This window comes from Collinsella sp. AM23-17 (genome assembly GCF_003470945.1).
GTDB classification, from domain to species: Bacteria; Actinomycetota; Coriobacteriia; order Coriobacteriales; family Coriobacteriaceae; genus Collinsella; species Collinsella aerofaciens_O.
The window spans coordinates 1-6,202 of sequence record NZ_QRHU01000039.1; the positions used below are offsets into that span (position 1 = coordinate 1).

Annotated in this window: 5 protein-coding genes; 3 read left to right on the top strand and 2 right to left on the bottom strand. The window is 55.1% G+C overall.

The window, feature by feature from the left end:
• Nucleotides 1-96: 96 nt before the first annotated feature.
• Both DW645_RS10260 and DW645_RS09645 read right to left on the bottom strand, forming a co-directional pair.
• Nucleotides 97-747, bottom strand: coding sequence for a LexA family transcriptional regulator (locus tag DW645_RS10260; RefSeq protein WP_118227338.1), 651 nt, complete (start codon nt 745-747; stop codon nt 97-99).
• Nucleotide 748: 1 nt separating this feature from the next.
• A complete protein-coding gene (locus DW645_RS09645) occupies nt 749-1,999 on the bottom strand; it encodes an arginine deiminase family protein (RefSeq protein ID WP_158568723.1) in 1,251 nt (416 codons plus the stop codon).
• Nucleotides 2,000-2,276: 277 nt separating this feature from the next.
• Between DW645_RS09645 and DW645_RS09650 the strand changes: the two genes are divergently transcribed.
• From DW645_RS09650 to argF, 3 genes are all read left to right on the top strand, one after another.
• The gene (locus DW645_RS09650) at nt 2,277-3,713 is read left to right on the top strand and encodes a YfcC family protein (protein ID WP_118227340.1); all 1,437 of its coding nucleotides are present in this window, start codon (nt 2,277-2,279) and stop codon (nt 3,711-3,713) included.
• Between the two features lie 41 nt (nt 3,714-3,754).
• Nucleotides 3,755-4,999, top strand: a complete 1,245-nt coding sequence (locus DW645_RS09655) for an arginine deiminase family protein (RefSeq protein ID WP_118227341.1) — start codon at nt 3,755-3,757, stop codon at nt 4,997-4,999.
• An 86-nt stretch (nt 5,000-5,085) separates the two neighbouring features.
• Nucleotides 5,086-6,093: an ornithine carbamoyltransferase gene (gene argF, locus DW645_RS09660; RefSeq protein ID WP_117584179.1), complete on the top strand. Its 1,008-nt coding sequence runs from the start codon at nt 5,086-5,088 to the stop codon at nt 6,091-6,093.
• The last annotated feature ends 109 nt before the right edge of the window (nt 6,094-6,202 follow it).

A 6,202-nucleotide genomic window follows, 5' to 3' on the forward strand; every position in this document is an offset into this window, starting at 1 on the left:
ACTAGCCTCTCTTCACGAGCCCCGCAGTCCGCTCCGACTGCGGGGCTTTTGCTGTTGAGGGGTGAGCAAATGGAGAGCGGGCAAGATTCAATTTGATTAGACGCTCAGATCGTGAGATGCCTGGAACCAAACGATGACTCCTAGAATCCTAATTCGGCGTTTGTCCAGCACAATATCCGGTTCCGATGTGCGATATGAGTGGGATGAGAGCATCACGGTGTTTGTGCCGGTGCTATAACGCCGTATGACGATTCTCGAATTATCGGCCAAAGCGAGGACGGAGCATCCGTTCCAGGGTTTCAGACTGGGATCCACGAGGAGATGAGATCCAATCGGATAGCATTTGGACATGGCGGACGTGTCCATTTGAACAAAGAAGCACCCGCGATGTTTCTTGAATACGGATGAGGGAAGCGCGGTTGTTCCGGTTTGTTTAAGTCCCGTTCTGCCTCCATTCATCTGGATTTTAAATACATCGCAAAGGGAATCAGTAATAACTTCTCTGGATTCCCCCTTCCGCTCCTCGTGGTCGAGCCTTGCGGCTAGCCCTGCGGTTTCAGATGTGAGGTCGTCGAGCTGCAGGTTAAATGTCGATACTATCTTGAGCAACGTTGAGCGGCGGATTGCATAACGATCCTTTTCCCAGCGACATACCGTTTCTTTGGAGACGCCGACGAGTGTCGCGAGCTCCTCCTGTGTTAGCTGATCGCGCTTGCGAAGCGCCTTTATGTTTTGACCCGTTCCCATGTTATGAAGTGCGGACGAGGGGAAGGCAGAGGCAGTTGGGACCGCCAAAGCCGTTTGTCAGCTCGAAGATAGAGATGGGGACAAGTTCAATACCTGCCTGCTCCAGTGCTTTGTTGGTTTCGGCGTTTTCTTCGTATACGCAGACCTTGCCGGGCTCCAAACAAAGGGTGCTTGTGGCATTGTTGGACCTTTCGACCTCTGCTGCACCGGGATTTGAGCCACCGCAAAGGATAAATTGCAACGAACTTGAACCTAGGGCTAATCGCAACGCTTCTTTCAGTCCGCCTTCGACATGGCGTGCCCGGGTTGTCCCTTCCAATCTGCCCCGTGTGATGCGGTAGACCCGCGCTTGGTCGAGAAGTTCACGGGCAACGAGGAATGTCTCGTAGCCAACGCGAGTGAAATATGTGTCGAGATGAATGCAGAGGTCATCGTAGGGGACCTGAATGGCCCATACGGACTCAATAGTCGAGTTCTCATCCCAGAGCAAGTTATTTGCCAGGGTGTCTATCGCCGCCGGTTCGGTTCGCTGGGAGATTCCAACGGCTACGTTTTCGCTGTTGAGGTTGTGCAGGTCGCCGCCTTCAATGTGGAAAGTCGATTCATGCTTGAAGAACTGGGGAGTCTCGCGGAAATCCGGGTGATAGGTAAAAATCGTTTTATAGGCGATAACCTCACGGTTGCGCTCTGGCCAGTACATATGGTTGAGCGTGACGCCTTCGCCGATGACGCTCGCCGGATCGCGAGTGAACCACATGGTGTTAAGGGGGCTTACGAGAAGGTCGTCAGGCGAGTATGCATCGCCCGTCAGTTTTGCGAGGCTGAATACTTCCTTATCCGTATCGAAGACCTGGGAGTAGCGGATGCCATTGACCGCTGCTTGAGCCAGGGCACGGGAGCCTTCGATGCGCTCGAGATACACGCGAATGGCAGATTCGAGCTCAATGCCCCGCGCGCCGCATTCTGAAATGTAGCTATCGATAAAAGAGTGACGCGCCTGCCCTGTCGCATCAAGGGCTTCGGTAAGAAGGTTTTCGAGATAGAGAATCTCTACTCCTTCGTGCTCGAGCATTGCCGAGTAAGCATGATGCTCCCTAAGAGCCTTTTCAAGATCAAAAGAGTTGCTAGAAGGGCGCAGCGTAAAGACTTGATTGAACTGGCCGTCGGGGTAGTTGCACGTTTCGGGGCCGGGACAGTGCAGGAGGACCCTTTTTAGCTTTCCTATTTCGTTTTGAACATGCAGTGCGGACATATGACCTCGCTTTGGCGGTGAGTATTTATTGGTTCCATAGTGGCACATTACGAGATTGTTTCAATTTACATCATATCTGTCACAGGAGAATGGCACGAGCCGAGCTGCTAATTGACGAATTACATCAATTAGCAAAGTAAATTGACGAATTACATCAATCTAAAGGCCGTTTACGGGCCGATGGCTTTCGCTGGCGGGCGATGGGGCGGAAGGGTGTTTTGCGCGATGACACAATGGCTTTGCCGGCAACGAAAAACCCCTGAATTAAGGAGGAGAGATGGCAGAGACAGAAAAGAAGCGTGCCTTTCGAGTTCCGCACGTATACACCATCATTCTCGTCTTGATGGCCGTATTTGCCGTTCTGACCTGGGTCGTGCCTTCGGGTTCGTTTGAACGCCAGGAGGTTAACGGCCGCGAGGTAACAGTTTCGGGCACCTATGCGCCTGTCGATAAGGTCTATACGGACGAGGACGGCAACGAGGTCGATCTTCGCCAAGGCGTCTTCGAAGTGCTTGAGGCTCCTGCGATCGGTATCCAGCAAGCGGTCGAGGTCGTTGCGTTCATTTTGATCGTGGGAGGTTCCTTCCAGGTCATCACGGCGACCGGAGCCATCACGAGCGGCGTTGCTCGAGTGGTGAAGAAGTTCAAGAGCAAGGACGTCCTCATCATCCCGATCCTAATGGTGCTCTTTGCCTTGGGTGGCAGCACCTTTGGTATGGCAGAGGAAACGCTTCCGTTCTTTGCGATTCTTATGCCGATCATGATGGCCATGGGCTTCGACTCAATTACGGCGTTCATGACGGTGTTTGTGGGCGCCCGTATCGGATACATCGCATCTACCGTCAATCCGTTTAACGTTCTGATTTCTCAGGGCATCCTCGGCATCCAGGGCAACCCTCAGCTTTGGCTGCGTACTATCGCCCTTGTCGTGCTTACTGCGGTTGGCGTCGCATGGGTTGTGATGTATGCCCTCAAGGTTAAGAAGAATCCCGAGGCATCCCCCGCTTTCCACGATGATATCGAGAAGCGAAAAGAGTTTGGCGCGGACGAGAATCTCCTCGATAGCGAGTTCACCGCTAGGCAAAAAGCCGTCATGGTTTTTTTCGTGCTTGGACTTGGCGCTATCATTTGGGGCCTGGTAGCCCAGGGCTGGTACATGAACGAAATCTCTGCGATTTTCTTGGCCATGGCCCTTCTTTCGGGTGTTGTTTCCGGGATGAATGAGAAGGAAATCGCCGGCGAGTTCGTTAAGGGAATTGCAGACTTCGCGTTCTCTGCCATCGTTGTTGGACTTGCCCGCGGAATCCTCGTAATCGCCAATGACGGCCTCATCATCGATACGATTCTCAATACGCTCGCCACGGCTCTCACTGGAGTTCCAGCCGTTATCTTTACGAGCATCCTCTATGTCGTGGATAACCTTCTGTCGATCCTCGTTCCGAGCTCCTCGGGCATCGCTGCTCTTACGATTCCCATTTTCGGCCCGCTTGTTGAGCTGATGGGCTTAAACCCCGAGGCTGCAGTTACTGGTCTTTCCATGGGCAGCGCGGCCATGTCTCTCATTTCGCCAACAAGCGCGATGCTCGTTGCCGGTCTTGGCGTCTGCAAGATTCCGCTTGGCCAGTGGTGGAAGGTCGCTTGGAAATTCTTCCTGGTCGTAAGCGTTATCTGCATGGCATTCACTGCGGTTTCGGGTCTTATCCCCTTGCCGTAAAAGTAAAACCCTACATACAGTTGTAAGAAAGAAGGATAGAGATGAGCAAAGGACTGAACGTTCATAGCGAGATTGGCGCCCTCAAGAAGGTGTGCGTCCATCGCCCCGGTATGGATCTTGTAAACATGAAGGCGGAGGATTTCGACCGCGTTTGGATTCACGACGCGTTCTATCTGGACTATGCCCAGAAGGAGCACGATCAGTTTACCGACCTTCTTCGCGGCGCTGGCGCCGAGGTCGTCTATATGGAAGAGCTGCTCGCTGAGACGTTTGACAAAGTCGAGGGCACTCGCGCAGAGTTCATGACGAAGTTCATGGGGGAGTCCGGCATCTCCAACGCGGCCCTTCGCCAGGCCGTTGTCGAGAAGCTCGATTCCATCAAGGACAACAAGGAGTTTGTCCTCACGGCTATGGGCGGACTGTATGTGCGCGACCTCGAGATCCCGCATGTCGGCGGCTCTCTTGCCAGCTTGGACGGCGATGAGCTGAAGGGCGACGACATGGTCCTCTTCCCCATGCCCGCCTCGTATTTCTCCCGTGATCCCCTGGCTGTCGTGGGCAAGGGCGCTACCATGAATCGCATGTACTGGAATCAGCGCAATCGCGAGGTAATCTTCTACGAAACGGTGCTCCGCAACCATCCCGATTACGCCGGTAGCCCCATCTGGTACGACCACAATAGCGAGTGGCATATCGAGGGCGGCGATATTCTCAACATCAACGCCAAGACGCTCGCCATCGGTATTTCCGAGCGTACCCAGACTGCGGCCATCGATGAGCTCGCCAAGAATATGTTCTGGGGTTCTGATGAGGCCGAAATCGAGAACATCTATGCCATCAAGATTCCGCACGGCTATGCCTACATGCATCTCGACACCGTTTGCACGCAGGTCGATCGCGATAAGTTCACGGTCTATCCCGGCATCTACCAGACGCTTCGTGCCTACCGCCTGACCAAGGGCGATTCGGAGGGGGAGGTGCATATCGAGGAGCTCGAGGGCACCCTGCAGCATATTCTCGAGCTTGCGACGGGTATGGACCACATCACCATGATTGAGTGCGGTGGTGGCGATCCGATCGAGGCTTCCCGTGAGCAGTGGAACGATGGTTCCAACACTCTTGCGGTCGCACCGGGCAAGGTCTGCGTGTATGAGCGCAACGTTGTCACCAACGATGCTCTTTACAAGGCCGGCGTCGAGCTGCTCGTCGCCCCCTCCGAGGAGCTTTCTCGCGGTCGCGGCGGCCCGCGCTGCATGACCATGCCGTTCTGGCGTGAGGAAATCTAGTCAGCGTTAGCGTATCTGGGCGGCGCGTGTGCGTCTGCGCCGCCCATCCCTCCTTGTGTGTTCCAACAACCGAAAGGACTCAAATCATGGCTCTTAATCTTTCTGGTCGAAGCGTTCTTACCCTGCTTGACTTTACGTCCGAGGAAATCGAGTACATGCTCGACCTCTCAAAGAACTTCAAGGATATGAAGCGCGCCGGTTATCCGCACCGCTTTCTCGAGGGCAAGAACATTGTCCTGCTGTTTGAGAAGACCTCAACGCGCACGCGCTGTGCCTTCGAGGTCGGCGGTATGGACCTGGGTATGGGTGTGACCTACCTCGACCCCGGCTCGTCGCAGATGGGCAAGAAAGAGTCCATCGAGGATACCGCCCGCGTGCTCGGTCGCATGTATGACGGTATTGAGTATCGCGGCTCCGACCAGTCGATCGTCGAGGAGCTTGCCGCCAAGGCTGGCGTTCCCGTCTGGAACGGTCTGACCAACGAGTACCATCCCACCCAGGCCCTTGCCGACATTCTTACCATGCGTGAGGAGTTTGGCGACACGCGCGGCATGAAGCTCACCTATATGGGCAAGGAGCAGGGCAACGTCAGCGACTCCCTGATGGTTATCTGCGCCAAGCTCGGCATTAACTTCTGCTCCTGCGGACCCAAGGGCGATGTCGAGGGCGCCACGCACTTCGATCCCGAGCTTCTTGAGCGCTGCCAGGAGATCGCCGCTCAGAATGGCTGCACGATCCAGCTCACTGAGGATATCGACGAGGGCGTCAAGGATGCAGACGTGATCTATACGGACGTTTGGGTCGGTATGGGCCAGGCTGAGGAGCTGTGGAAGAGCCGAATCGATCTTCTCTCTCCCTATCGAGTAACGCCCGAGGTCATGGCCAAGGCAAACCCCGGCGCCATCTTTATGCACTGCCTGCCGAGCTTCCACGATACGCAGACCACCATCGGCGCCGAGATTGCCGAGAAGTTCGGCGTGACCGAGATGGAGGTTTCCGACGAGGTCTTTGAGAGCGCGCAGTCTCGTGTGTTCCAGGAGGCCGAGAACCGCATGCATACCATTAAGGCCATGATGTACGCGACGCTTCGCTAGTAGCTGGGAAGTGAACGAATACTATGAGTAAACCGTACGGTAAGCCCGACCGCATCGTCGTCGCCCTCGGCGGCAACGCCCTCGGCAACAACCCCGTCGAGCAGATCCA

Excerpts from the sequence above, each read along its gene's own strand:
- DW645_RS09645 (WP_158568723.1), bottom strand. The coding sequence starts at position 1,999 with ATGTCCGCACTGCATGTTCAAAACGAAATAGGAAAGCTAAAAAGGGTC.
- DW645_RS10260 (WP_118227338.1), bottom strand. The coding sequence starts at position 747 with ATGGGAACGGGTCAAAACATAAAGGCGCTTCGCAAGCGCGATCAGCTA.
- DW645_RS09650 (WP_118227340.1), top strand. The coding sequence starts at position 2,277 with ATGGCAGAGACAGAAAAGAAGCGTGCCTTTCGAGTTCCGCACGTATAC.
- DW645_RS09655 (WP_118227341.1), top strand. The coding sequence starts at position 3,755 with ATGAGCAAAGGACTGAACGTTCATAGCGAGATTGGCGCCCTCAAGAAG.
- argF (WP_117584179.1), top strand. The coding sequence starts at position 5,086 with ATGGCTCTTAATCTTTCTGGTCGAAGCGTTCTTACCCTGCTTGACTTT.